Genomic DNA, 24,991 nt, shown 5'->3' on the forward strand with positions numbered 1-24,991 from the left:
ATTCTTTCAGAAAAATTAAAAAAACTTCAGCTTTAGCCACTCAGCAAAGCTTCTACAAATTCGTAGCTAGAAAAGGGACGTAAATCTTCAATTCCTTCTCCTGCACCAATAAAGCGAATTGGTAAACCTAACTGTTTCACTACTGCTAAAGCTACTCCGCCTTTAGCAGTTCCATCTAATTTAGTTAACACAACACCGCTAAGTTTGGCTGTTTGAGCAAAAACTTCGGCTTGGCGCAAGCCATTTTGACCGAGATTTGCATCGAGAACTAACAGGGATTCAATAGTTGCTTCTGGGGCTTTTTTATCTATAATCCGGCGAATTTTTGCTAATTCATCCATTAAGTTTTTTTTGTTTTGCAATCGTCCCGCTGTATCTACTAAGAGCAATTCCGTGTTCCGTGATTTTGCAGCACTGATGGCATCAAATACTACTGCTGCCGGATCAGTATTATTACCGGGATTGGCGACTACTTCTACACCACTGCGCTGTCCCCAAACTTTGACTTGTTCGACTGCGGCAGCGCGGAAGGTATCGGCAGCAGCAATTAAACATTTGTAACCTGATTTTTCTGCAATGTGAGCAATTTTACCAATTGTCGTGGTTTTTCCGGCTCCATTTACTCCAGTAATTAGCCAAATATTAAATGTATCTTTTTCCGGGGCAAGGCTACGTTTTGCCGATTTTTGCAGGGGTGATTCTAACATTTCCCGGAGGATTTGCTTTAAGTAGGCGATCGCAGCATCCGGCGGCAAAACCTCTTGCCTTAGTTTACTTTGTAGCGCATTTATGATATAATCTGTCGCCTCTACTCCCACATCAGCTTGTAGTAGCAAAGACTCAATTTCCTCAACCGCATCTTGATTGAGTGGCCCTTGACCGACGATCGCTTTTAACTGATTAACAATATTGCGTCGAGTTTTATCTAAACCTTGACGCAGTTTCTTTAACCAAGTAATCTCTTCAATTGAAACATCTTCCGGGCGACGACCTTGGGCGGCTAAAACTTCCGCAGACCACAAAAAACCATCATCAAAAGCAAAATCAGGAATTTCTTCTTCAGTTACAATTGTTTCCGGTTTCGTTACCGTCGCCGCTGGTGGCACTTCCGGTTCTGCTTCTTCAATTGCTGTAGCTTTTAACCGTTCTAATCTAGCTTGGCGATCGTCCTTCGCCCAAAAAGGAACTTGAACCGCAGTTTCCACTTCCTCAACTACATCACCAGTTTCCCCAACAGTTTCAATTTCACGAGTTTCTGGTGCAGTTTCTTCCCTAACTACACTTTCGGTTACTATTTCAGCTACAGGAGTTTCCGGTGCAATTTCCCCCGTAATTACACTTTCAGGTACTTTTTCAGTGACAGGAATTCCCCCAGTTATTGCTTCCGTAACTACAGTTTCGGGCAATGTTTCACTAACAGGAATTTCCGGTGTTACTTCTTCAGTGACAGCACTTTCTGTAACTGTTTCAGTGACAGGAATTTCTGGTGTTACTTCTTCAGCAGTAACATTAGTTTCTGTAGCTGTTTCTTCCGCAGTAATGCTAGTTTCTGTAGGTGTTTCTGACTTCTGTTTAGCTTGAATATTTTTATAAGCAGCTTTTGCCCAAGCTAGATAATTATCCGCAGCTGGTGTTTCTGGAGAAGCTGAAGGCTCAGTTGATTCTACCTGAGACTCTGGAGGCGGAGTCGTCTCTGGTTGTTTTTCCGTTTTTTCTTTTTCTTTGTCGTTATATTGACGACGGAACCAATTAAAAACCATAGCGCTTATATTTTATTTTGTCACTAAACAGTTATCCAGCTTTTTCATCAGGGAAAAAGTTAAATGATAGTTTTACCTTTTCCTTTTTCCCTTGGCTTTTCAGCATCACTTTACAGCAATTATCAATTACTAATTGGCGATTTGAGTTTGTCGCTAACTCGACGTAAAACTCCGTTAATAAATCTGTAACCGTCTTCACCGCTGTAACGTTTAGCTAATTCTACAGCTTCATTAATGGCGATGCGTTCGGGAATGCCTAAAAAGAGCATTTCACAAACAGCAATTCTGAGGATATCGCGATCGATCCTAGCTAACCGATTCAACTGCCAATCTACCATTGCTTCCGACAAGAGTCGATCGACCTCCTCCCGTTTAACCATCATATTCCGCACAATATCTTCAGCATAATTGCGAACCTCTTTTTGGTTAGCCAGCTGAATAAATTCGGGAATTTCCACAGAAGTTCCCATGCGGTTAATCGCTTGCGAAGCTAATTCGATCGCTTCTTGTAGCATGGTTCTAGCACTTTGGATATCCACAGCACGAGTTTGACTGCTCAATAAGCGATCGTCCGCCCGCTGTAACTCTCCAGCAGCTTCCTCCAAAGCTTCCTTAACTTCTGTAGTCAAAGTGCGGATCGCCGCAATAATAAAATCAGGGATTTCTTGCTCCGAAATCTTTTCGGGATTTGTCGGCATCTGAGATAAACTCAGTAAAGCCAATTCACGCGCAACTTGACGAGACTGCATAATATTTCCTAAACTTACTAATTTTTGCCTTGTTGTTGACTGCTGAAAATCTAATTCACATATCAGATAGAAAATAAATTTCTCATACAAGATAGACAAATTAGGCAGGGAAGAAAACGAAACTAGGGGAAGTTCATTAACTAAAAACTTTCTCTTTAACTCAAAACTCAAAATTTTCCCCTAAGCTTCTTCTACGGGTAAAACTTGCAGCTTACTTTCTGGTAAAGAACTTTCCAACTGCCGTTCAGGGAGTCTAGCGAGAGATGCAGGAGCTAAAGGACTAGGGCTAACAATCCCACCAGAGATAATCACCTTAAAGGCTTCTTCCACCGACATACCTAAGTCTACCACTTCATCTTCCCGGACAACTGCATACCAACCTGTAGTCGGATTGGGTGTTGTAGGGATAAACACACTCAGCATTGGTTTATTGGACAAGTGAGCTTGCATCTCATTGCTGAGAGTGCCTGTTACAAATGCGATCGCCCACATTCCCCTTCTAGGGTACTCCACCAAAATCACCCGACGAAACTTCCCACCACTATCCTTAAATACCGTTTCCAATAATTGTTTCAGCGTCTTATAAACCGAACCAGCTAACGGAATCGCGTGTACTATTCTCTCACCAAAATCCAACAACCAACGACCAACAATATTCCGCGCCATCAAACCAATTAGCAAAATACTCAACAGCGGAACAGCTAATCCCACAGCCAGATCCAGCAAATTAACTAAAATCGGATGTAGTCCATCAAAAGGATTCAACCACTTGGGAATCCGGGTCAGAAAATCAATTACCCAAGTTGCGATAGTTACTGTCAACCAAATAGTGGTAGCAAGGGGAATCACTACCAAAAGACCCGCAATCAGGTCATTTTTTAAATCCTGCTTCAAGCGTTGCAACACAGACCGCCCACTCTACTATCTACCCTGCTGGAAAAATTATAAAACTTAAAAAGTAATCCCTCTTTCACTTTGCCGTACCTTAAATTGCGGTTTTCCCACTTTGGCAGACAAGTCAGCAGAAAAAGGGACTAATGATGATAGTATCAGAGATTACACTTTTTTGCATCTAGTTTAAAGCTAAGAGAGCAGAGTAAATCAAGTTTATATCTCAGTTTTAATCAATATGTAATATCTCTATTAAGCGAAAGGAACGCTTTCAGAGATTCTGAAAACATCAACGATAAACTCGAAAGAATTTACAAAGTTCTTTCTGAGCAAACAATTACCTTGACTGAAGAACAGATGGAAACTCTTAAGCAATTAGTCTCAGATCTTGCACCATTCTCAACAAGCCTTGGAAAAACCGGGTTTCTTGACGGAAAATCTAGGGTTTCAGGGTTAGCTATTTGCAAGAAACCCGGTTTTTAGCCCTGGTGCAAGATCTGAGTAGTGGTTGTAAATGATGCGACATGAATATGGTCGATCGCGCGTTACGTTCACACTAACGCACCCTACGAACTAGGGTAAGGGCAATTCATGAATTGCCCCTACCCCAGTCCCCAATCCCCAGTCCCCAATCCCCAGTCCCCAATCCCCAGTCCCCTGATTAAGTAGAAGAACTCAACTTAGCTGAATCAGTAGTTGCTTCCTCAGCAACGGGGAAGTTGTGAGTTACTTCAAAGTTGGGTAAAGGCTGATGCTTTAGTTCCCAAACTTTGAGCATAATCAGATATTCGTAGAAAGCTTGTAAAGTACACCAAGCAAATCCTCCTCTACCATCGAGTATCCCTCCGAGTAAAAAATACATATATATGAATCGGATTAAGGGTCGAAATGGTAAACGGAGAGATAAATCTTTGAGTGCCCTTCTTCTTTCTACTTCGCTTTGCCCAAATAACAAATCTCGCCAGTTAACTTTACCTTGTTGTAGCTGACGCAGAGTTTCTTTTGCTTCGTCTGTGGAGTAACGGTTATGCTTTTCAATCCAGCGACTTAATCCTTTACTACAGGTGTAGTGAGGGTAAGTTTCTTTGAGGAAACTGGTAGCACCGTTGCAGACTTCGCGTTCTGTGTGACCATAATCTGTGAACCAAACTTTGTCTTTGCGGAACAGACGCATTTGGTATCGAGGATATTGGGTGCTGCGGCGAATCCAGCTACCCATGAACATGACTCGTTCTGCTACGTAATAACCAATGTATTCCTGATTTTGAGTTGCTTGTAGACATTCCTGAAATAATTCGGGAGTCATGCGTTCGTCAGCTTCGAGGATGTATACCCATTCGTGTTTGGTGGGGATTGATTGCAGCATCCAGGTACGCTGTTGTCCGTGACTTTCAAATTTATGCAGAAATGTTCGCACTGGGTATCGATCGGCAATTTCCAAAGTCCGATCGCTTGACAGTGAATCTACTACAATCACATCGTCAGACAGCATTGCTGACTCAATGCAAGCGGCGATATCAATTTCTTCGTTATAGGTCAGGATGTAAATCGAGATCATGTAAAACTTCCAATTAGGCGAAAAGATAAAGATTTATGCAATCTTTGCCTTAGAGTACCCTGACGATCGCGTAGTGTCCCGTCAGGCGTATCGACTTTGACAATTCAAAGTCTTTCTTTAGCGTTTTGGTGGTGTTTTGCTTTTGCGAGGTGCTGATGGCAGGGATACAATACCTCTTAATCCAGTTCCCGCAGTCATAAAAAAGCCTAATGCTAATAAAACACTGCTGAGTCCAATTTGAAGTTGAGATTTTAATTCCGCAGTTTTTGCTTGATTTTCTAATTGTTGTTGGCGTTCCCGAATTTGGGTTAGAGTTTGGTTACTAAAGCTTTTTGCTTGTTGATTTAAGAAGTCGTCTAGCACTTGGGGATTTGCTTTGGATTGTTGAAGTACATCTTTGACTTCTTTGGGTATTTGTTGATTTTGTAATGCTTGGTTGTACTTTTGGTCGTCTTTGATTAATTCCCCAATTTGGTTTTTAATTAAGGTGCGTCGCTGTTCTACTTGGTTTTTAAAAGCATCGCTAGATAATTGAGTTTCTGCTTGTTTGGCTTGTTCGGCTACTCGTTGGATCGCCGTGTTACTCTGAATCCGTACATTATTGACGTGCAAAGGTGCAATTACCAAGTAAACTAATCCTAAAATTCCCGAAAGTACCAATGCTACTAATTTGAGAATTTCCCAAATCGGGGCAGTTTTCCCAGTGTCGGCTACACTATCGATCCAAGTACCAGCAAATAAGAATGCCATTCCCACTAAAGGGATAATTCCTCTTTCAACTAACTGTGTTGTTAGGTTGATTTGCCATCCGCGATCGGTAGGATTGAAGGGAATTAGCAGGGTGAATGCGTCTACTAGAAAAGAGACTATACATATTAATCCAATCAACTTGAGAATTAAAGCAGCTGGTGGTGATAATGGACGGTTTGTACTGGCTTTCATGGCTCTTTTTACTTAAAATCTCGAATTGTTTAGTTGAATACGATCGCTAACTACATCTAGTTTGTCATGGGTTTGCCGATGCCCATAGCGTTCCGAGTTGTCTGAAACCTTGATTTATCAAGAACAACAGACTTTTTTATCGTTAATTTTTTCTCGGCGCTGATTCCGACATTTAAGAATGATTTAGGAGTTCCTCTCATTACTTAGATTTGGTATGGATGAGCATCAGAATTCCCTGCAAATCATATTCTATTACCTAGAATGCCCTGTAATTTCCAGAAACTCACAATTTGTAAACCTTTTTCCTGGTTTTTTGTTCTCTAGTCAGATCTGCCGATCTTCTAGTCAGCTTTTAGTACCTGTGCGATCGGTAAATTCCCTGTACAATTGTGGAAAGTTACTTTCAGGTTGATGATAAAAATAACTTCCCATCATCTAATGCTGAGTAAAGCCAAACAGTTGTTAGTCTTAAAATTAGAAAATTTAATCATGGACAAAGTAATTCGGGGACTTATTTTTGTTGTAGATGACAACATTGATACCGATCAAATCATTCCCGCAGAATATTTAACCTTAGTCCCCTCGAAGCCGGATGAATATGAAAAGCTAGGTAGTTACGCTATGGCAGGATTACCCGATCGCTACGGACAGTTTATCGCCTCTAGGGAAATGAAAACCCAATATCCAATTATCATAGCTGGGGAAAACTTCGGCTGTGGATCTTCCAGGGAACACGCCCCGATCGCACTAGGCGCATCCGGCGTACAAGCAGTCGTCGCCCAATCCTACGCCCGCATCTTTTTCCGCAACTGTTCCGCTACCGGAGAACTCTACCCTTGGGAATCTACAGAACGTTTATGCAATTCTTTTACCACTGGTCAAGAAGTCACCATTGACTTTACCAACAATCAATTAATCAATCATACACTAGAAAAAACCTTCAGCCTCAAACCACTAGGAGAAGTCGGCCCAGTCATTGATGCAGGCGGCATCTTCGCCTACGCTAGAAAAACAGGCATGATTTCTAGTAAAGTCTGATTGTTACTAACTTAACCGCTGGAATATGGTGACAAAAGTATTTGTTCCCAATTCCCTCTTCCCCTAGCCTGCAAAACTTCAAGATTCAGTTAACAAGGCTTTACAATACAATTTAATCAAACAATTCTTGGCATCAGAACTATCCCAACTATGCTACTTAAATCTACAACCCGCCATATCCGCATCTTTAGCGCTGAAGTTGAAAACAACGAATTAGTTCCTAGTGAAAATGTTTTAACTTTGGATGTCGATCCAGATAACGAATTAAATTGGTCGGAAGAATCTTTGCAAAAAGTCTATCGCAAATTTGATGAACTAGTAGAAGCTTATAACGGCGAAGATTTAACTGAATATAATCTCCGTCGCATTGGTTCTGACTTAGAACACTTGGTTCGCACCCTGCTCCAAAAAGGTGAAATTAGTTATAATCTCAACAGTCGTGTAGTCAACTACAGCATGGGTTTACCAAGAGTTGATACCGAAGGTAAACTCACTCCATCTTAGCAATTAAAAATCTGTTGGCTCTCCAACACTTGTGGTGGAAAACCCTGGTTTTAGGGACTGGGGACTAGGGACTGGGAAACCTTGTGGAGCAAGCACTTTGCTAATTAATTATGTTTACTTATCACCATGAGTACGGGAGAGCCAATTCTCTAAACCAGGGTTTCCACCATAAGTATAAAGAGACTGTAACTATGAGAAAAACAAATAGTTTAGATATTTTTATCTAAGCCTTTTTGTTGGAGTAATTTTTTTAAAGCCAGCTGACGATTACTCATAAATCGATGCCAAAATCCGGGAAAAAAATCATCCATTGTAATAACAATAGCCCAAGTTTCTAAGTTCATCAACTGAGCTAGGTATTGGTGAGAAGCTTTCAGATCGGTAAGTTTTTCTTGAATTTCACTAATGGAAGAAGGATTAATTGGCGAAGTTTCTCTTGGGGGATGATGCAAGAAAATTTTCCACATAAATGACACCCTGAGATGTAGAAGGAAGCACAAACAGCGAGACTAAAGATAAATTTGAAGAAAAAGTATCTTTAGGTAAAATAGTGACAGCTTTGCTGTTTAACCAAACAGAATTATCTTTTAATTTAGACCAACAATAGGAAAACTAAAAGCGGGGTGAAACCCCTACTTGAAATTTATCCTATTGATAATTCATCTGCTGAGTAAACCGAAAATCAAAAATTGAAAATCGAAAAATGAATGAGTAGACAAAAGCCTCTTAATCCCTGGAATTATAAACCTTGGTGGTGTCAGCCTTGGTCAGTTGTGCTAACTGGTACTATATTAATTAGTGGTAGTTGGTTCATTTGGCGAACAGTTTGGCTAACATTAGTGATATCTCTGCCAATATTGGCTTGGATGGGTTTCTTTTTGCTAGTTTGGCCGCAATTAATGAGACAAAGTGGCATTCTTGAACAGTATCCTACACCAACATCAGACCAGGATGAGAGTAACTGATCCAGACTCAAGCGCTAAAATGAGATACGGTTCGTTCTTTGGTTCCAATGGCGATCGGCATGAGAAAATGATATGGGAGATACTGCACAAATTATTTGCTTCAATTTAAACTGTCAGGCTCCCAACCCAGAGACTCACAGATTTTGCCAGCAATGTCGCACTCCTTTAGTAAAGCGTTATTTATGGGTGATAGGGAAAGGAGTTGAAGCTTTAAAACCTGGGAAGTTAATAGCGGAACGTTTTGTACTCAAAGAGGAGCGTATTCTGCTTGATACTCAACCGGGGATACCTTTGCCTTATACAGAGGATATTGCTGATGGGATTTCACCTTATCTGCGCTTGTTTCCTTATCAGCTGCACGTTCCTCAAGTTTATGGAAAATTACCACCACATAAGAAAGGGAAGTATAAAGATATTTGGTTATTGGAAGAAGCTCCGATTAAGGTAATTCCGAATCAGAAACCAGGAAAATCGCCTGTAATAGTTTTATTACCAGAATTAACTAAGGTTTGGCAAGATGCTACGCCAATGCGTCAGTTAAATTGGTTGTGGCAAATGGCTCATTTGTGGGAACCTTTGGAAAGTGAAGGGGTAGCTGCTAGTTTATTAAATTCGCAGTTATTGCGGGTAGAAGGTCAAGTGGTGCGGCTGTTACAATTAGAGAGATCGCCCGAACCGGAACCGAGTTTAAGAGAATTAGGACAGTTTTGGTGGCAGTTAGTACCTAAAGCTCACCCAGAAATTGAGCAATCTCTCGAACAACTCTGTCAAAAAATGATGGCAGAAGAGTTGGTGAGTAGTGAAGAGTTGATTAGGGAATTAGACCAAATTTTACAGGTAGTGGGTCGATCGCAAATTTGCACTTATCAAATTATTACCTTAACAGATACCGGGCCGACCAGACAACGCAACGAAGATTCTTGTTATCCTCCCCCATCGCCACCGGGAGCAAAACATGGCGAAAATTGCTATAGTTCATCACCTACAGTAATTGTTTGTGATGGAATTGGCGGACATGATGGCGGAAATGTAGCTTCTAATTTAGCCATTGAAACTATACAAGAATGGTTAGATAGATTCCCACCGCATTTAGATAGCAATCACTTTGATATAGTGACTCAATTAGAAAGTTCTATTTTTGAAGCTAACGATCGCATCAGCCAACGTAATGATAACGAAGGGCGATCGGAAAGGCAAAGAATGGGTACTACTTTAGTCATGGCAAAAGGTTACACCCACGAAGTTTATATTACCCACATTGGTGATAGTCGTGCTTACTGGATTACCCCCACAGGTTGCCATCAAGTCACCATAGATGATGACATCGCATCGCGAGAAGTTCGCTTAGGTTACTCGCTCTATCGGGAAAGTTTACAACAAGCAGGAACAGGCGCTTTAATTCAAGCATTGGGAATGAGTTCCTCTCATCATCTCCATCCCACAGTGCAACGTTTTATTATTGACGAAGATTGTATTTTTCTGCTGTGTTCGGATGGACTTAGCGATAACGATCGTGTAGAACAAAATTGGGATAAAGAAATTCTCCCCGTTTTAGAAAAGAAAATCAATTTATCCGCAGCAGCAACAAAACTAATTGAAATTGCCAACAATCAAAACGGTCATGATAACGTTACTGTCGGTTTAGTTTACTACCAAGTAAAACAAAACCCCCAACAACAAAAACAAAAAAAAGAAGCTGGAGAACAGGGAATAGCAACTAATGTTTTACCGGGAAAACAACCAGAGAATAACCAATTCTCCCAACTGAAAACTCGTTTATTAGTAACTAAAAATCACCCACCTAACTTATTACCACTTTTAGCTGGAATTGTTTTTTTATTAGGTTTAGGTGGATTATTAGTTTACCTTTGGGTTCCAGCAATAGGTTATCGAGTTGATAGTTTAATTAATAAAGTTAAGCCGCAGCAACAACCAACTTCAAATTCAACAAATTCAACAATTTCAACAACTTCAACCACCACTCCTTTGCCAACTAATGAGACAAAATCTGCTGCTTCTCTGACTCCTGGAACTCGGATTCAAGTAAAAATTCCCCCACTCCCAACTAACCAAAATCAGAAACCCCTATTGCTGCGGCAAAGTTCGCAACCTCTCCAAAATCAAGCAATTATTGGTAGCATTCCTCATGCTAGTATTTTAGAGATTGAACGTAAAGACTTAAGGGAACAAGAACGCTGGCTGTTAGTGAAAGTTTGCTCAATTCCCCAACAACCAAAAATTAATAACCCCAAGCAACAACCGAGTCAAGCAGTTCCCGCTACTTTTCGAGTAATTAAACCAGGAGAACAAGGTTGGATCAAACAAACAGAGATAGAACCTTACCTCCAAGAGTATTCCCCTTCAGAATTACCAACAGGAGGGTGCTAGAAGTTCCAGAGGTAGAGGCGCAGAGGTGCAGGGAGTTTTTCCCTAAACACTAACCCCATCCCAGTTCCCAGTCCCCAGTCCCCAGTCCCCAATCCCCAATCCCCAACAAGATTTGTCGCCAGAATAGCATCAGAAAGGGTGAAAGAATCGATAAACTAATAATTGAAAGTAGAAATAGCTTCCATGCAGGTCAAATATTCAAGAGTTCTGAATGTTGCCAACTAAAAGCCTTTGCCTCAACATCTCTATTGACCGACTGCATCAAGTACCTGGTAAGGCAGAACACTTCGCCATTTGGGTTTGGAATGCACCTTATCCTGGTGGGCACGTCCATCATGATTGTGTTTTATCCGAATCTTTAGCTCAAACCTGGTTGGTTTGGCAGGATATGTTTTCTCCTTTTAGTTGGTCGCAGTCTTCGAGGATGCCAGCGCATCAAGTAGCGATCGCACCAACAGTAGTAGTATTATCAGGCAATTCCGGTAGACTAGGTGCTACCTACAGCGGACATCTGATGCAACAGCTGGGAATTGACCTGTGGAAATGGTTGTTTGATGGGCCAATTCAAAACTGTTTGGAACGTAGTCAGGGAATTGCTATTGGTATTGGATCTAATCAAGCTTTACGGTTACGTTTAGAAGTCCGCGACCCAGATTTAATTCTCATGCCTTGGGAAATTATGCAGCCACAAATTGGCAAACAGGCAATTTCTCTAAGCCAACAATTATTATTTAGTCGTACTAGCAGCGATGTTGCTCCTTTACCTCCACTTAGAACCGAGCAATGCTTAAATATTCTTTTAGTTTTAGGAGAAGAATCAACTGGGCAAAATTCCAATGGTGGCTGTTTGAAGTTGGAACAGGAAGCTAGGTTACTGGCTTCAATTTTAGAGAATAGCGTGTTGAATAATACTAAGGCGATCGGAACATTAGTTCCTTGTCAGGTAGACACGCTGATCGCGCCTACCGCTGCTGAGTTAATTTCCGCCTTAGAAAGTGGAGTGTACAATGTGCTGTTTTATGCCGGACATGGAGTACCAGCACCAAATGGCGGTTTGTTGTTTCTGCGTCCCGGCGTGACGATGAACGGTACGGAACTGGCGCAGGTGTTAACTAGATGCCGAGTCACCTTGGCGGTGTTTAATTCTTGTTGGGGAGCGCAATCAGCTAGAATTGATAACCAAGCAATTCCCCGCAGTAGTTTAGCTGAGGTGTTGATTCATCATGGAGTACCCGCTGTGCTGGCGATGCGAGATGCGATCGCAGACCAAGAAGCAATAAGTTTTATTGAAGCATTTGCCCGTGCTTTAGCAGAAAGAAAATCAATTGACCAAGCAGTAGCTATAGCTAGACAGCAGCTATTAACTCTTTATAAGTTCAATCAGCCAGCTTGGACTTTACCCGTACTTTACATCCACCCAGAATTTGATGGTCAACTGCTGGAAGTTATCCCCGATATTACCGAATTACCACCTGATTCGCCCACTTCCGTCGGTCGTCCTCACCTAAATGCTTATCTACGTCCAGTGGGTTTTACAGCAAATAACTATAATATCAACAGCAGTTTGCTCCGTATTGGACGGGCGCAGAAAAATGACTTAGTAATTGAGGAGAAGTGGGTTTCCCAAACTCATGCAGAAATCATCTGCCGTTGTACGAGTTTAAGCGCTAATGGTGCTAGACCGAATTACTTTTTACGAGATTTTTCTCGGTTTGGTACTCTAGTTTCCGGGCCTAATGGTACACAGAAAGTTCATCACGATCAAGTGTCTCTTCAATCAGGAATGGAACTAAAATTTGGCAGTTCCAAAGGTCAGGCTTGGGAGTTCGTTATTGGAACTTGAGATGACTGTTTGCCTAGAGTAAGACGTTCTACTTCGGGTAAGGAACTCCTGATCCGAGAGTGAAGATTTTGCTAGTCTTTAAAGTTCGGAATCAAAAGAAGTTAGTAGATTGTAAAGATTCGGTGTATTATTAATAATTTAGTACTTCACTTGAGTAGCGATTAATTAAGGAAAACATCAGCAGCGATCGTATCCTAATGCTACTTCCGCTACTCAATTCCTGTTTGATCGTAAAAAATCGGAAAGTTACGGAACTGGTAAAACTGCTGATGTAGTCTAACTACGGACAGCGTTAGTTAAAAATAAGACTCAGGAGTTAAAATTATGACCAGTCAAATTAGTGGTTCAGGATGTTTCCCTTCTTTTCATTCTCAAGCTGAACAAGAGTTGTTAGATGTTTTACTGCAAACAGAGGAAGAGTCTGTTTATTATTGGAATCCCACAGATGCAGATTCAGATGCTCATTTTGCTCAGTTAGAAAAGACATTTCAATTTGATGATTGGGTAGAAGAAGTAGAACAAAAGGCGAGAAATTTATTTAATCAATTAGATGCAATTTGGTCTATTCATGTTCCCCATGTAGCAGCACCAGATCTTTTGGCTATTTTGCGGCAAAAGTTTGCCACTCTTGTACCAAGTGATTGGTTAGAACTGATTGCTCAGAAAGCTTATCAGTTAAGGTTTAGAGAGGATCGGGTCGATCGTCAAATGAGTTTAGCAGATCAGTTGGTGCGCTGCGTACAAGAATTATTACCTAATTGGCATGAAGGAGATTTATATTTATTTTCTCGTCCTTTAGCTTTTGCGATGCGGGGAAGCGAAACAGCAGCGATTGATTCAATGTTGGCGACGGTAAGGGGATTACCTTTTGCTGAGTTGTCGGATATAGAAAAAGCTCGTTTAGGATTAGCGATCGCTCGTTATGCTTTAGCAGAATTAGAGCAGCAATAATAAATTTGAAAGCTTTAGCTATTTACTTTTGTCTCTCTCCTAAAAGTAGTGAAAGTTTGCTCCTTACTTTTTATTTATAGATTGCTAAATTTGAGATTTTGTCACTACTTAACTTACAAGAATTTATAAAAAAAAGGAACAGGGAATAGAAAAAACTATTCCCTGTTGCCTGTTCTCTATTTAATGGATTATTACTGATTAGTTTGGGCACTCCGAACAGCTGCAAAGAAGAATAATCCTCCCAAGGGCAAACTAATAGCGAGAATAATCCCAGTAGTCAGGTTGCCTAGATCTGGATTTCCTGAAGATAGCTCAAAAATTGAGCCAACAGCGGCGATCGCAGATACACAAGAAGCCAACAAAAACAAACCACTTTTGGGAGTCATTGTACCCACAACTATTTCTCCTTATTCGATTGGCTTAACAGCTTGAGTGGAAAAGCCGTATTTTTTCAGTTCTTGGTTTAAAGCTAAACCATTTTCTACACGGTCTACAAACAAAATCCCATTCAAATGATCCATTTCATGTTGAATGGCGCGTGCTAATAAACCATTAGCTGAGATGGTGCGGGGACGACCATATTCGTCTTTGAAAGAAACTTCGATCGCTTCTGGTCGTCTCACATCCAAGTAAACTTGGGGAATACTCAAACAGCCTTCTTGAGCCACACAAAGTTCTCGACTGGCAGCTTTGATAGCGGGATTAATCAAAACTAGAGGCTGATTAGCTGCATTATCAGGCTCGCAATCAATGACGATCAATTGCTTATGAACAGCTACTTGGGGTGCTGCTAAACCAATGCCGTCAGCAGTATACATAGTTTGCAGCATTTCCCGCACTAGTTGACGAATTTCGGCATCTACTTTGGCAACGCGCTTTGCTGGTTGGCGCAAAACGCGATCGCCCAAAGTATGAATTTCCAAAGGTGGCTTATCTAACTTTTTCTTTTCGACTACAACCTCAGATGTCATGGAAAATAATGGCGAATAGGACTAATTTCACACTTTCTCTTTCCTTCATTTTATCTTGCCATTTTCAGCTTAGAAGGGCGCACTAGCAAAGGGAATAAACGTGACAGAACCAGCACCCACCCCAGTAATAGCATTTTGCCCAGTACCACCAACTACTGGCCCTGTTGGGACACCCCACCAGTTATTTGTCGCATCGAGGGTACCACCAGTACCGCCATTTAAAAGACCAGATTTCGCGTTACCGATGAAATTATTTTGATTGACTTTAACAGTATTGGGAACTGTTACTGCCGCTGCTGCCGGATCTCCCGCTTGCAGGGGTCTAATTACAAACGCATTAACAGAGTTGGTGATCACATTGCTGGTAACATTCACAGTACCTAAAGTTGAAGTTGCCGGATTAAAGCCAGAATTTCTCAGACGGATACCACCATAAGTAAGGTCTTCATCACCTGTGTTCGGGGTTAGATCTGGCCCCAAAACCACGTTTGTGATGTTATTGTTCGAGATTGTAGCGTTACCACCTGCTAACTGTATACCATACTCCCCTAAATTACTTACAGAGTTATTGATTACTACACCTTGTCCTGTAATCGAATCCATCACAATACCTGGCCCGGTGAGGTTAGCAATTACGTTATCTGTAATTGTCACGTTGTTAATCCGAAATGCCTGGATAGCACTGGTGACACTACCACCAGTGGTTTGCACATCACGAATTAAGTTGTCTACAATTGTCAACGAACCAGTACTATTGCTAAAGTCTGCACGGATCACTCCACCGTTAGATGGCCCAGTCCCTGTAAATTGGTTTTGGCGAATTACAAGACCAGTATTGCTTATATTTCCTTGGATCAAATTCTGATCGGTAGCATTCCCCTTAATGGTCAATCCTTCAATAGTAACAGGCTGATTAGTGTTAACCGCGAACACTGGTTGACCACTGACACCATTAACAATACTCTGGGGGCCTAAAGAACCACTACCTGGACTAAGACCAGCATTCGACCCACGCACAGTTAAAGGTTTGTTGATAGCGACAGCACCCGGTTCATTATATGTTCCTGGTTGCGCCACAATAATGTCGTTATCGTTAGACGCTGTAACCGCAGCAGTAAAGGTAGTGTAATCTCCTGGCTGTAGAGTTCCACTGGAGTTATACCGAACAATAGGACCTCGACCAGCAGGAGGAGCGACTAAAGGGTTAGCTTCCAAAATACTGACAGCGGCAGTGCTTTGCGAGCCTACAATATAATTAGAGTCTTGCTTTGTTGATACGACTACTGTCTCAGTTGGCTCGATAGTTGAATCACCTAAAGCTGTAATTGTAATTTGGGTTGAGACAGTCTGATTTGCGCCAATGGTGATAGTACCGCTCAAAGTAGGATTGTAATCAACACCAGGGGTAGCTGTACCAGCAACAGTGTAGTTGATTGTTAGGGGTTGGGTAATATCGCCTCCAGTGCGTGCAAACTGAAATGAACCCGCAGGGCCAGTACCCTCTTTAGTGGTAGGTTGAGGTGCGGTGACAAAGACGATCGGTTTATTGGTGACTACTGCATCTAATATTGTGACTGTGGCACTTTGAGGAGTTCCTGATACAAAGCCTGTACCTTTAGGCGTTAAGGTGAGTGTAACGGTTTCTGGCCCTTCAGCTACAGTATCTCCAATTGGAATTACAGGAATAGTTGCTCTGTCGGAACCTTTAGGAATAACGACTGTGCCACTTAAAGTTTGATAATCAACACCTGGAGTAGCTACCCCAGTACCAGTGGAGGTGACAGTATAAGTAATTGCTAAATCGCTGTCAGCTTTACAGGGAATCAGAACTGTAAATTCGCCGTTGTTTTCCAGAGTGCCATTAGGTGTGGTTATTGGTTCGATCGCTATACCATCAGTAGCAACAATAATTGGTCTAGCTGGGCCGATTTTACCATTACTATCGATAAACGAAGTGCCATCAATACTGCTCGCATTGACATTCTTGAGAATGGATAAAAACTCACCTGCACCATTACCTTTAAAGCTGCTAGAAATTGAAACAATGGTGTTAGCTGCATTTGCTCCAGTACCCTGTGCCAGAACTAAATCGTCGAAACTTAGCCCACCTGTAAGCGAAATCTGATCTATACATAAATCCCAATCAGTAATCAAGTCGGCATCTGCAACCGTAAGACCACCAGTGGTTTTATTCGTTGGATCGCCAGTTAAACCTATAACAAAGAGATCTGCGGTACCTGTATCGCCACTATTTCCCGTAAGAGTATCAGCACCTATATCACCGTAAATAGTGTCAGAACCTTTATCGCCAAATAAGGAGTCATTACCTTTGCCTCCCCTTACTATGTCGTTACCTTGACCACCATAAACAGTATCGTTGTCTTCATTACCATTGAGAGTGTCGTCACCTTCATTCCCGTTCAGGAAATCTGCCCCGGCACCACCAAATACACTATCATTACCTAAATTACCAAAGACTGTATCGTTACCTTTGTCACCGTAAAGTAAGTCGTCGTCTTCGCCGCCAAGAATGCTGTCGTTGCCTTGCCCACCAAAAATGGTGTCTCTGTCTTGATTACCGTTGAGAAAGTCATCGTCTTCACCGCCTAAGATGCTGTCACGGCCTAAGTTACCAAAAATGGTGTCTTTGCCTTTATCACCGAAAAGTCTGTCGTTGTCTTTGCCGCCAAAAATGCTGTCATTACCTTGACCACCAAAAACGGTATCGTTGCCGTCATTCCCACTTAGGAAATCATCACCCTCGTTACCGTTGATGTAGTCATCATCCTCACCACCATAGAGGGTATCGTTTCCTAAATTACCAAAAATGGTGTCAAGTCCTGTGTCTCCAACTACAAAGTCGTTACCTTGACCACCGTATAGTGAATCGTTGCCGTCAACACCAAAAATGGTGTCATTGTCTTCGTTACCGTTAATGACATCATTACCTGCATTGCCGCTCAGAAAATCAAATCCGAAACCACCAAAAATGGTGTCATTATCTAGGTCGCCAAAGATAGAATCATTGCCTAAGTCTCCAAATAGCAGGTCGTTACCTTTTCCTCCGCGTACTTCGTCATTACCTGCCCCACCATATACTGAGTCATTGTCTTCGTTGCCGTTTCCTACGTCGTTACCTTGGTTGCCGTTGATTAGGTCGTTACCTGGCCCGCCAAAGAGGAAATCTTGCCCCTCATTACCGAAGAGGGAGTCTCTTCCTTCTAAACCTAGTTCGGTGTCATTACCTGCTAACCCAAGTATTAGGTCAGCGTCTATGGTTCCTTTTAGAAAGTCGTTACCTGGGGTACCGATGATAGTCGCCATTGTCTATATCTCCTCACTACCTAATCCATATAATCTAACGATTTAGGTCTAAAAAGAGTGATTATTAGCATTTATTTCCACAAATATACTATTTTGTGTTGGTTTAATTGGTTTAAGTAGAATGCAATGATGCACTTTTTTTTGGCTTCGTGCCACTGAAGCTGATAGCCTGAGTTCAGGGAGTTATGCCCGTAAAGGTAAACTATACAAGTTTTTTACTGGCTCTTACTCTAGTTAATCTCCGATCGGACTATTATGGCAAGTTGATTGTCATTATTTGTGAAATCCAAAGTTTAATTTACCTTTACCTCTAGCAAGCTAGTTTTGCTACACTACTTTTACTGATAAAGTTTTTCTCATCAGAATAATAGATGGGTTTAATGTAGTAGTAGTGTAAATAAAAACACGGGTATCCCTATGCTTTATTTACTTGATACCACCCAGGTAAAATGTTAACCCTGCATAGTTGCTTTAGCCAATATTGGGTAAGGAGAATTTAACTTTCCCGTAGTGTGCCGTCAGGCGTTTGCTCTCCAAATTTAGCACCTAAAGTTATTAATATTTTACTCAAATCACAGCTGATTTTGCCAAGTGTTTAATTAAAAAAATTAGCAGATTTTTATAATTTTCTGTTGGCAAAGAGACAAAAATCAACTATGTTACTTATAGGTCTAGCGGAAAGTTGCTTAATATGATATAAAGATGAGAATTTATACTAAAGCAATATGGTAAAAAAAATGAAATCTCAGTGGGAATGTTTATTAGAAAATTTGGGGGAATGGCAAGGTTCTTTTACTCGATTCTCGCCAAGGGGAAAATTAGTGGAAGATACTCGTACAGTAGTGTCTTTGGAAGGGTTGGATAACAATCAAGTTATTCGCCAAAAAATTCGGCGATTTTTACCTACTGGAGAAGTAGGGGAAAAGGTTTTAGAGTATAGTTCTTTGGGGCGGGGTGTTCTGTTTTTTGAAAATGGGGCTTTTTCTCAGGGATCGATACAGATTGCGCCTTTTTCGGAGTTTGGGGCGGAGTTGGGTTTGATAAATGGCGATCGCCGTTTGCGCTTAGTACAGTTGTTTAATAAAAATAGTGAGTTAGAACAAATTACTTTAATTCGGGAAATTTTAGCTGGTACTCAAGCGAAAGAAATTCCTGATTTAACTGTAGAACAATTGTTGGGAGAATGGGTAGGTGAAGCAGTAACAATCTATCCTGATTGGCGATCGCCTGATACCTATCCCACTAGATTAAAAATTTATCTCAATGACTCAGGAGATTTAGTTCAACAGCTAAGTTTTGCTAATCGCACTATTGAGTCAACTGCTAAAGTTCAAGGTTCTATTCTCTCTTTTGCACAAAACACCCAAAAAGTACAAGTTTTATTATTACCTAATGGTGCTTCCGCTACTTGTCCAACTAAAATTATATTTGGACAAACCTGTTTTTTAGAAGTTGGTTGGTTACATTCTCCTGAAGAAAGACAAAGATTAATTCGCAGTTATAATGAAAAAGGGGAATGGGTAAGTTTGACTTTAGTAACAGAAAAAAAGGTTTGAACTAGATACCCGACTTCTTCAAGAAGTCGGGTATCTCAGAGATTAAATAAAAGAACCTCGATATTTGAGGGCTTTTTTGAGTAATGTTTGATACTCTTTATCTGTTACTATAAATGCGCCAAACCTTTCTAGGTGAGGGTTATTCATTTGAGCATCAAAAAAGACAAATTGACGCGATCGCAAATATTCTACTAATTTTACCATTGCCACCTTTGAGGCTTCAGGAATTTGGTAAAACATTGATTCGCCAATAAATGCGCCACCAATAACTATTCCTAAAATCCCCCCAGCTAATCGATCCTCTTGCCAAGTTTCAAAACTATAAGCCCAACCAGCGTGGTAAAGTGCTTTATAGATCTGCTTTAATTCGGGAGAAATCCAAGTAGTTTCTCGATCGGCGCAACCTTCGACTACAGCAGAAAAATCTCGATTTATGGCAACTTGAAATCTTTCTTGATTAATCGCCCGACGTAGTGATTTTGGGTAACGAAAGCGATCGTCAAGCGGGATCAACGCACGTTTATGACTAGAATACCAGTTTAAAATACCAGATTCGTCTGCCATTAAAAAGAAACCTTGGGCGTATCCCTCTATAATTCCTTTAATTTCCACTTGCATGGATTAGTTACTAATTTAAGTGGCTATTTATGAACCTATCCGTTTTTAATATTTAACTTGTCTTGAAATGATAACCTTAGTATTTGTTAAAAGGTAAAATTCTCACCCTCCCACAGTATTTTGAGTGAAAATGGCTGAACCAATTCCACCGATTACACTACCATCCGCACAAAACCCTCAACAAGAGGCGGAATGGTTGCGGACAAATTTGCAGAGATGGCTCGATCGAGAATTTATCCCGGAAACAGTCAATCAGCAAATTGCTCATCGCGCCGCGCAAATTTATGCGCGACAACGTATGGAAGGGGAAAACGATTTAGGATCTCTGGTAATTGCCATTGTGACAGAGATGCAGGCGTTTGACTTTTCCCAAAGTTTTTATAGTGAATTTGCGATCGCCAACGCTGTCAGCGACATTCTTTTAGATAGTTTAGGGATCGATCGCTGTTGTGGACAATAATAGTTTTGAGTTTTGAGTTTTGAGTTTTTAATTCACAATTAGCTCAAGACTCACAACTCAACACTTTTATTTCTACCAGCTAGATTTAACAACCCCAGGTAATAAACCTTGGTGCGCCCACTCCCGCAAAACGTGGCGAGACAAACCAAAATCACGATAATATCCTCTAGGGCGACCAGTCACCCAGCAACGATTCCGCAACCGAGTCCGAGAGCTATTTCGAGGTAATTGTTGAATTTGACGATGAATTGCAAACTTTTCTTGTTGAGTAGTCGCACTAGCAAACTGATCTAGTAACTCTTCCCGCTTTTCGGCGTACTTTTCCACTAACTTGCGGCGCTTTTTCTCGCGCTCAATCATGCTCTTTTTAGCCATGAAAAACTATTGTTCCTTCTAGAACGATTAAGACAGCATTTTCTATCTTAGCTTTTTTGGGCATTTTTTTAACAGGGAGTAGGGAAAGTGGGTTAAACTGCTTAACTTGGGCATTTATCGATCGCCTCAACCCAAATGATGTAAAAATAGCTGCAACGGTGTTAACCTATCAGCTGTGGTTGCAAGCCCTGGAAATAGAAGCCCTAATGATTCAAACAATTAAACCACGTTAGAGGATGGTCAAGCTATTCCCGAACCATCCCTGAAGGCGGGAGCATCCCAATTTTGCTAAAATACCAAGCGATTAGAAATCGCGGCTACACAGACAAAGCCTGCCTCCGCAGGCTAAAAGTCCGCGTAGGCGGACTTGGTTTGTATAGCCCCAGACTTCCAGTCTGAGGGGCAATTTACACATTTGGGATGCTCCCCTGAAGGCAAAAGCAATTTCTGTTGCAGCTTAACTATTGTTGTTAGGAGATATTGGATTAGAAGAGAAGTCTGCTTAGGTTCATGTGTTTATCTGCGTTTATCTGTGTTCATCTGCGTCAAAATTTTATTTATGAATTCGCAGCAAGATAGTTCCCCTACTCTCTACTATCTAAATTTGCGGAAGGACACAAGTCAGCTAAGACACAGGCGTTACAGGCAGGTTTTCGGGCGGTACAAATGGCGCGACCGTGATAGATTAGGCGAATTGACCAGTTTTCCCAATCAGGTTGGGGTAAAAGGGTCATTAAATCTCGTTCGATGCGAATTGGGTCTTGATGTTCGGTTAAACCTAGTCTATTACTCAGGCGTTTAACGTGGGTATCGACTGTTACACCGTGAAAAATGCCGTAAGCGTGCGCTGAAACTACGTTAGCGGTTTTTCTGGCTACTCCGGGTAATTCCAGCAATTGTTCCATGAGTTTTGGAACTTGACCACGATATTTTTCTACAATCATGCGACAAGCGCCTTGGATATTTTTGGCTTTGTTGCGGTAGAAGCCTGTGGAGCGTATCAACGATTCTAACTCGCTGAGGTCGGCGTTGGCGATCGCTTCTGCATCAGGAAAACGGCGAAACAATTCTGGCGTTACCTGATTCACTCGCTCATCAGTACATTGCGCCGAGAGAATCGTCGCCACCAGTAATTGTACTGGAGTTTCATAATTAAGCGTGCAAGTAGCGTTGGGATAAAGTCGCTTTAAACGAATCAAAATCTCCAACGCTCTTTGCTGCTTACTGGCTAGTTTACGAGTGATGCTCACTGAAGTAACTTTTGTACCCACTCAAGTTGGGTTGTATCTCGGACAATCAAAAAGATTCCTAGTCCTAAGAGTAACATTAGCCCAGTTTGCATGACACCATCTTGAATGTGAGTTGGTAAAGGTTTACCACGCAACCCTTCAATTACCAAAAAAGCCAATTGTCCACCATCTAAAGCTGGTAAAGGCAAAATATTAATGATTGCCAAGTTAATACTAACTAAAGCGGCAAACAAAAATAGCCGACTAATATCAGATTGTGCCAACTTTGCGCCAGCTTCAACAATTTTCACAGGGCCAGCTACTTGAGAAGCAGTTTCCTGAAAATTGGTAATTAACTGATAAAATCCTTTTATCGTTCCCACAAAAATTTGTTGGAATTGGTCTGCGGCTAAGCTAAAGACTTCCAAAATATTATTAGGACGACGATAAATGGGATTGCCATTAGGAACTAATTGAACGCCAATTCGCCCTTTACCATCCGTTCCCGCTTCTGGTGTGAGGTTGACAGAGCCTGTGTTCCCATTCCTTTCTACAGTGATTGTAATGGGTTTGTTGGCAGAGTTTTGAATTTCTGTTTTCAGTAATTCTGGGGCTTCTTTAACAGCACCGAGTTCTTTACCGTTAACTGAAAGAATCACATCTCCGGCTTTAATTCCGGCAACTGCTGCTGGTGAATTTTCTGAAATAACTTGGGGAACAAGTACTCCAGGTTGATAGTTAATTCCTTTAGGAACGCCGACAATTCCAAACTGAATTACTAACACTAAATAAGCAAAAATTAGGTTAGCAATTACCCCGGCGCTGATGACAATTGCCCGGTCTAAAATGGGACGATTGCGGAGTAAATTTGGATCGTCTGCGGGATATTTACAATCTGGCTCATCGTCGGGAAAACCGACAAATCCCCCCAAGGGAAAAGCACGGATGGCGTATTCGGTTTCTGGCCCTTGGTATTTCCAAAGTATAGGGCCAAAACCAAGGGAAAAACGGTTGGCATGAATGCCTTGAAGACGAGCTGCCATGAAATGACCTAACTCGTGTACCACAATTAGGATAGCTAGGACTGCGATCGCTGCCAAAACTGACATAGATATTTTATGCTGCTAAATCTACACATTTCTTCATTTTACGTTGCTGTTTCGTAGAGCACATCTCGCCCTAGATAAGGTTGCAACACTTCAGGTATTTTTACTGTGCCGTCTGATTGTTGGTAATTCTCCAACACTGCTGCCATTGTCCTGCCTACAGCTAACCCAGAACCGTTCAATGTATGGACAAACTGAGTGCCTTTTTTCCCTGTTTCCTTAAAGCGAATACCACCTCGTCGGGCTTGAAAATCTCTAAAGTTGGAACAGCTAGAAATTTCCCGGTATTTATCCGCAGAAGGTAGCCACACTTCTAAGTCGTAGCACCTTGCCGCCCCGAAACCCAAGTCTCCGGTACAAAGTTCAATTACTCGATAAGGTAGCTTCAGGGCTTGTAAAATTGCCTCTGCGTCGCGCACGAGTGCTTGATGTTCTGCTTCTGAGTTGTCGGGATGGACGAATTTAACTAATTCGACTTTGTTGAATTGATGCAGGCGAATTAATCCTTTGGTATCTCTGCCGTAAGCGCCAGCTTCCCGGCGAAAACAAGGGGTGTAGGCGCAGTGACGAATGGGTAATTGAGATGCTTCGAGGATTTCTTCACGGTAAAGGTTGGTGACGGGTACTTCTGCGGTGGGGATTAGCCAAAGGTCGTCATCTTGACATTTGAAGCTTTCTTCGGAAAATTTGGGTAGTTGACCTGTAGCGGTGAGAGATTGGCTGTTAACTAACAATGGGGGAAGGACTTCGATGTAACCTGCTGCGGTTTGTTTGTCGAGCATAAAGTTGATTAATGCTCGTTCTAGGGCTGCACCTGCGCCTTTAAGCATGATAAACCGACTTTGGGCGACTTTGACTGCGCGATCGCTATTCAAAATCCCCAACTTTTCCCCAATCTCCCAATGCGGTAACACCGAATGTTGCGGTTTATATTCTTCTCCCCAACGCCGCACTTCTGGGTTATCTTCTTCGCTTTTCCCAATGGGTGTAGTTTCGCTTGGTAAATTGGGAAGTGCTAAAAGTAGGGTTTCTAGTTGGGATTTAAGTTCTTTTTCTCTTGGTTCTAGTTCGCCAATTTCGGTTTTAACTTTGTTTCCTTCTTCCCGCAATTCTAAAATTTCTGCGCCTTTGGGGTCGCTACCTTGTTTAATTTTGGCAGGAATGAGTTTAGCAATTTCGTTGCTACGCGCTTGTAGTTGGCTGCGTTCTTGTTCTAATTGTCTTTGCTGTTGGTCTAATTCTAAAATCGGTTGCAGGTCATATTGACCAGCACTACGCAGATTTAAGCGCTCTTGGACGTATTGTGAATTTTCCCGGATTTGCTTGAGGTCTAGCACAGGTTTCTACTCATTGGAGCCAATTAATTAGGATATCATTTGGGGACTGGGGATTGGGGATTGGGGATTGGGGATTGGGGATTGGGGACTGGGGATTGGGGATTGGGGATTGGGGACTGGGGATTGGGGATTGGGGATTGGGGATTGGGGACTGGGGATTGGGGATTGGGGATTGGGGATTGGGAAAGTTTAACTAGGATTAACAGATTTACCAGATTTCTTGATTAGTCTTGACGATCTTTCAGTTGTCTTCCCTGCTTCCAGAATTGTTGTAATCGTTATAATCTGAGACTAAGTGCTTAATCTACAAGGAATCCCAGTCCCCAATCCCCAGTCCCCAATCCCCAATCCCCAATCCCCAATCCCCAGTCCCCAATCCCCAATCCCCAATCCCCAATCCCCAGTCCCCAGTACCCAGTACCCAGT

The 24,991-nt window shown here is 41.8% G+C and carries 23 protein-coding genes; 9 read left to right on the forward strand and 14 right to left on the reverse strand.

All coding sequences use genetic code 11. From position 1 onward, the window contains the following. Positions 1-32: 32 nt before the first annotated feature. The 5 genes from ftsY to hpsJ-B form a co-directional block, all read right to left on the reverse strand. The gene (gene ftsY / locus ACE1CA_RS01860) at positions 33-1,760 is read right to left on the reverse strand and encodes a signal recognition particle-docking protein FtsY (RefSeq protein ID WP_413278305.1); all 1,728 of its coding nucleotides are present in this window, start codon (positions 1,758-1,760) and stop codon (positions 33-35) included. 122 nt (positions 1,761-1,882) lie between these two features. Then, positions 1,883-2,509 (reverse strand): transcription antitermination factor NusB, encoded by a 627-nt coding sequence (nusB, locus tag ACE1CA_RS01865; RefSeq protein WP_413278306.1) that lies wholly within the window; start codon positions 2,507-2,509, stop codon positions 1,883-1,885. A gap of 180 nt (positions 2,510-2,689) precedes the next feature. Next, on the reverse strand, positions 2,690-3,415 hold the full coding sequence (locus ACE1CA_RS01870; RefSeq protein ID WP_413278307.1) for a DUF502 domain-containing protein: 726 nt from the start codon (positions 3,413-3,415) through the stop codon (positions 2,690-2,692). Between the two features lie 646 nt (positions 3,416-4,061). Then, positions 4,062-4,958, reverse strand: a complete 897-nt coding sequence (locus tag ACE1CA_RS01875; RefSeq protein WP_413278308.1) for a glycosyltransferase family 2 protein — start codon at positions 4,956-4,958, stop codon at positions 4,062-4,064. Positions 4,959-5,075: 117 nt separating this feature from the next. After that, complete coding sequence (gene hpsJ-B / locus ACE1CA_RS01880) at positions 5,076-5,900, reverse strand: hormogonium polysaccharide biosynthesis protein HpsJ (RefSeq protein WP_413278309.1); 825 nt, start codon at positions 5,898-5,900, stop codon at positions 5,076-5,078. A gap of 489 nt (positions 5,901-6,389) precedes the next feature. On the opposite strand from hpsJ-B, the gene ACE1CA_RS01885 reads away from it, so the two are divergent. Continuing rightward, a complete protein-coding gene (locus ACE1CA_RS01885; protein ID WP_459563624.1) occupies positions 6,390-6,938 on the forward strand; it encodes a LeuD/DmdB family oxidoreductase small subunit in 549 nt (182 codons plus the stop codon). A 150-nt stretch (positions 6,939-7,088) separates the two neighbouring features. Next, positions 7,089-7,442 carry an NAD(P)H-quinone oxidoreductase subunit M gene (ndhM, locus tag ACE1CA_RS01890; RefSeq protein ID WP_413278311.1) on the forward strand — a complete coding sequence of 118 codons (354 nt, stop codon included), beginning with the start codon at positions 7,089-7,091 and terminating at the stop codon, positions 7,440-7,442. A 209-nt stretch (positions 7,443-7,651) separates the two neighbouring features. Here the strand turns inward: ndhM and ACE1CA_RS01895 are convergent, their stop codons facing one another. Beyond that, positions 7,652-7,909: a hypothetical protein gene (locus ACE1CA_RS01895; RefSeq protein WP_413278312.1), complete on the reverse strand. Its 258-nt coding sequence runs from the start codon at positions 7,907-7,909 to the stop codon at positions 7,652-7,654. Between the two features lie 240 nt (positions 7,910-8,149). On the opposite strand from ACE1CA_RS01895, the gene ACE1CA_RS01900 reads away from it, so the two are divergent. The 4 genes from ACE1CA_RS01900 (at position 8,150) to ACE1CA_RS01915 (ending at position 13,589) form a co-directional block, all read left to right on the forward strand. Further along, positions 8,150-8,407 (forward strand): DUF6737 family protein, encoded by a 258-nt coding sequence (locus tag ACE1CA_RS01900; protein ID WP_413278313.1) that lies wholly within the window; start codon positions 8,150-8,152, stop codon positions 8,405-8,407. 72 nt (positions 8,408-8,479) lie between these two features. Beyond that, complete coding sequence (locus tag ACE1CA_RS01905; RefSeq protein ID WP_413278314.1) at positions 8,480-10,795, forward strand: protein phosphatase 2C domain-containing protein; 2,316 nt, start codon at positions 8,480-8,482, stop codon at positions 10,793-10,795. Positions 10,796-11,006: 211 nt separating this feature from the next. Continuing rightward, on the forward strand, positions 11,007-12,638 hold the full coding sequence (locus ACE1CA_RS01910) for a CHAT domain-containing protein (protein WP_413278315.1): 1,632 nt from the start codon (positions 11,007-11,009) through the stop codon (positions 12,636-12,638). 324 nt (positions 12,639-12,962) lie between these two features. Further along, positions 12,963-13,589, forward strand: a complete 627-nt coding sequence (locus tag ACE1CA_RS01915; RefSeq protein WP_413278316.1) for a hypothetical protein — start codon at positions 12,963-12,965, stop codon at positions 13,587-13,589. A 191-nt stretch (positions 13,590-13,780) separates the two neighbouring features. On the opposite strand, the gene ACE1CA_RS01920 is transcribed toward ACE1CA_RS01915, so the two are convergent. From ACE1CA_RS01920 to ACE1CA_RS01930, 3 genes are all read right to left on the reverse strand, one after another. Continuing rightward, positions 13,781-13,975, reverse strand: coding sequence for a hypothetical protein (locus tag ACE1CA_RS01920; protein ID WP_413278317.1), 195 nt, complete (start codon positions 13,973-13,975; stop codon positions 13,781-13,783). Positions 13,976-13,996: 21 nt separating this feature from the next. Beyond that, the gene (gene def, locus ACE1CA_RS01925) at positions 13,997-14,560 is read right to left on the reverse strand and encodes a peptide deformylase (RefSeq protein WP_413278318.1); all 564 of its coding nucleotides are present in this window, start codon (positions 14,558-14,560) and stop codon (positions 13,997-13,999) included. A gap of 69 nt (positions 14,561-14,629) precedes the next feature. Next, the gene (locus ACE1CA_RS01930; RefSeq protein WP_413278319.1) at positions 14,630-17,884 is read right to left on the reverse strand and encodes a Calx-beta domain-containing protein; all 3,255 of its coding nucleotides are present in this window, start codon (positions 17,882-17,884) and stop codon (positions 14,630-14,632) included. A gap of 737 nt (positions 17,885-18,621) precedes the next feature. Between ACE1CA_RS01930 and ACE1CA_RS01935 the strand changes: the two genes are divergently transcribed. Beyond that, complete coding sequence (locus ACE1CA_RS01935) at positions 18,622-19,440, forward strand: DUF3598 family protein (protein WP_413278320.1); 819 nt, start codon at positions 18,622-18,624, stop codon at positions 19,438-19,440. A gap of 42 nt (positions 19,441-19,482) precedes the next feature. Here the strand turns inward: ACE1CA_RS01935 and aat are convergent, their stop codons facing one another. Next, entirely contained in the window at positions 19,483-20,058 is a 576-nt protein-coding gene (gene aat / locus ACE1CA_RS01940; RefSeq protein ID WP_413278321.1) for a leucyl/phenylalanyl-tRNA--protein transferase, read from the reverse strand. 130 nt (positions 20,059-20,188) lie between these two features. Between aat and ACE1CA_RS01945 the strand changes: the two genes are divergently transcribed. Next, on the forward strand, positions 20,189-20,518 hold the full coding sequence (locus ACE1CA_RS01945) for a hypothetical protein (protein ID WP_413278322.1): 330 nt from the start codon (positions 20,189-20,191) through the stop codon (positions 20,516-20,518). A 72-nt stretch (positions 20,519-20,590) separates the two neighbouring features. Here ACE1CA_RS01945 and rpsN read toward each other — a convergent pair whose 3' ends face one another. Continuing rightward, entirely contained in the window at positions 20,591-20,893 is a 303-nt protein-coding gene (rpsN, locus tag ACE1CA_RS01950) for a 30S ribosomal protein S14 (RefSeq protein WP_413278323.1), read from the reverse strand. Between the two features lie 56 nt (positions 20,894-20,949). On the opposite strand from rpsN, the gene ACE1CA_RS01955 reads away from it, so the two are divergent. After that, positions 20,950-21,126: a hypothetical protein gene (locus ACE1CA_RS01955; protein ID WP_413278324.1), complete on the forward strand. Its 177-nt coding sequence runs from the start codon at positions 20,950-20,952 to the stop codon at positions 21,124-21,126. A 351-nt stretch (positions 21,127-21,477) separates the two neighbouring features. Here ACE1CA_RS01955 and nth read toward each other — a convergent pair whose 3' ends face one another. The 3 genes from nth to serS are packed head-to-tail and all read right to left on the reverse strand — an operon-like array spanning position 21,478 to position 24,565. After that, positions 21,478-22,143, reverse strand: coding sequence for an endonuclease III (gene nth, locus ACE1CA_RS01960; RefSeq protein WP_413278325.1), 666 nt, complete (start codon positions 22,141-22,143; stop codon positions 21,478-21,480). Further along, positions 22,140-23,231, reverse strand: coding sequence for an RIP metalloprotease RseP (rseP, locus tag ACE1CA_RS01965; RefSeq protein ID WP_413278326.1), 1,092 nt, complete (start codon positions 23,229-23,231; stop codon positions 22,140-22,142). The genes nth and rseP overlap by 4 nt, the downstream gene beginning before the upstream one ends. Positions 23,232-23,269: 38 nt before the next feature. Continuing rightward, a complete protein-coding gene (gene serS / locus ACE1CA_RS01970) occupies positions 23,270-24,565 on the reverse strand; it encodes a serine--tRNA ligase (RefSeq protein WP_413278327.1) in 1,296 nt (431 codons plus the stop codon). Positions 24,566-24,991: the final 426 nt, after the last annotated feature.

Origin of the sequence: Floridaenema evergladense BLCC-F167 (genome assembly GCF_041929205.2) — a bacterium.
In the GTDB taxonomy this organism is placed as follows: domain Bacteria; phylum Cyanobacteriota; class Cyanobacteriia; order Cyanobacteriales; family Aerosakkonemataceae; genus Floridanema; species Floridanema evergladense.

Coding starts and splice junctions, on each gene's coding strand:
- ftsY (WP_413278305.1), bottom strand. CDS start 1,760: ATGGTTTTTAATTGGTTCCGTCGTCAATATAACGACAAAGAAAAAGAA.
- nusB (WP_413278306.1), bottom strand. CDS start 2,509: ATGCAGTCTCGTCAAGTTGCGCGTGAATTGGCTTTACTGAGTTTATCT.
- ACE1CA_RS01875 (WP_413278308.1), bottom strand. CDS start 4,958: ATGATCTCGATTTACATCCTGACCTATAACGAAGAAATTGATATCGCC.
- hpsJ-B (WP_413278309.1), bottom strand. CDS start 5,900: ATGAAAGCCAGTACAAACCGTCCATTATCACCACCAGCTGCTTTAATT.
- ACE1CA_RS01885 (WP_459563624.1), top strand. CDS start 6,390: ATGGACAAAGTAATTCGGGGACTTATTTTTGTTGTAGATGACAACATT.
- ndhM (WP_413278311.1), top strand. CDS start 7,089: ATGCTACTTAAATCTACAACCCGCCATATCCGCATCTTTAGCGCTGAA.
- ACE1CA_RS01895 (WP_413278312.1), bottom strand. CDS start 7,909: ATGTGGAAAATTTTCTTGCATCATCCCCCAAGAGAAACTTCGCCAATT.
- ACE1CA_RS01900 (WP_413278313.1), top strand. CDS start 8,150: ATGAGTAGACAAAAGCCTCTTAATCCCTGGAATTATAAACCTTGGTGG.
- ACE1CA_RS01905 (WP_413278314.1), top strand. CDS start 8,480: ATGGGAGATACTGCACAAATTATTTGCTTCAATTTAAACTGTCAGGCT.
- ACE1CA_RS01910 (WP_413278315.1), top strand. CDS start 11,007: ATGTTGCCAACTAAAAGCCTTTGCCTCAACATCTCTATTGACCGACTG.
- ACE1CA_RS01915 (WP_413278316.1), top strand. CDS start 12,963: ATGACCAGTCAAATTAGTGGTTCAGGATGTTTCCCTTCTTTTCATTCT.
- ACE1CA_RS01920 (WP_413278317.1), bottom strand. CDS start 13,975: ATGACTCCCAAAAGTGGTTTGTTTTTGTTGGCTTCTTGTGTATCTGCG.
- def (WP_413278318.1), bottom strand. CDS start 14,560: ATGACATCTGAGGTTGTAGTCGAAAAGAAAAAGTTAGATAAGCCACCT.
- ACE1CA_RS01930 (WP_413278319.1), bottom strand. CDS start 17,884: ATGGCGACTATCATCGGTACCCCAGGTAACGACTTTCTAAAAGGAACC.
- ACE1CA_RS01935 (WP_413278320.1), top strand. CDS start 18,622: ATGAAATCTCAGTGGGAATGTTTATTAGAAAATTTGGGGGAATGGCAA.
- aat (WP_413278321.1), bottom strand. CDS start 20,058: ATGCAAGTGGAAATTAAAGGAATTATAGAGGGATACGCCCAAGGTTTC.
- ACE1CA_RS01945 (WP_413278322.1), top strand. CDS start 20,189: ATGGCTGAACCAATTCCACCGATTACACTACCATCCGCACAAAACCCT.
- rpsN (WP_413278323.1), bottom strand. CDS start 20,893: ATGGCTAAAAAGAGCATGATTGAGCGCGAGAAAAAGCGCCGCAAGTTA.
- rseP (WP_413278326.1), bottom strand. CDS start 23,231: ATGTCAGTTTTGGCAGCGATCGCAGTCCTAGCTATCCTAATTGTGGTA.